This is a genomic window from Priestia sp. P5_B4, assembly GCF_056400385.1.
Genome location: NZ_JBFULJ010001216.1, coordinates 1 through 886 on the forward strand (window position 1 = coordinate 1; position 886 = coordinate 886).

Genomic DNA, 886 nt, shown 5'->3' on the forward strand with positions numbered 1-886 from the left:
CTTTTAGAGCCTGCTTCCATTGATGAAGGCTATTTGGATATTACAAACTGTGCTGAATTAGGCTCTCCTCTTGACATAGCAAAGTCAATTCAGCAGCATTTAATACAGACGCTGCAAATTCCTGTGTCAATTGGAATCGCGCCGAATAAATTTTTGGCCAAAACGGCAAGTGATATGCAAAAACCTTTAGGGATTACCGTCCTTCGAAAAAGAGATGTCCAAACAGTTCTTTGGCCAAAAGCCGTAGAGGAAATGCACGGAATCGGTAAAAAAACAGCTGAGAAGCTAAATGCGATTAAGATCGTGACCATCGGTGATCTAGCAAAAGCCGCTCCCGGTCYTCTTAAACAAACTCTCGGAATAAAAGGAGAAGTTATGAAAGAACGAGCATGGGGCCAAGATGATCGACAGGTAAACCCTGATCGCCAATCACAGTTTAAATCTATTGGAAACTCTACGACGCTATCTCAAAATGCAGTAGATGAACATGAAGTTCTCCCTATTTTAAATAAACTATCGCATTCTGTAAGCTCTCGTATGAAAGCGAAAAAAGTTGTAAGCAAAACGATTCAATTAACGATACGATACAGTGATTTTAAAACCATCACTCGAAGCCAAACTATTTCAAAAGCAATTAGCGAGCCAAATGATCTTTTTCATTACAGTACGGTATTATTTCAAAGGCATTGGAACGGAGAACCGATTCGTTTATTAGGCGTAGCTGCTCTTCAAGTGAGCCACCATCTTCAGGAAGAAGAACAGTTAGATTTGTTTACATATGGAGAGCAAGCAAAAAAAGAGCCTTTATACAAAGCGGTCGAAAGTTTGCGTGAAAAATATGGAGATAACATTATTCAAAGCGGTTTAAAAAAACAAAGAGGAAAAA

At 39.1% G+C, this 886-nt stretch carries 1 protein-coding gene; it reads left to right on the forward strand.

Going from position 1 to position 886, the window contains the following annotated elements; translation table 11 throughout:
* The coding region (locus AC1DRF_RS30045) for a DNA polymerase IV (protein WP_477742577.1) at positions 1 to 886 on the forward strand (886 nt) is incomplete at both ends.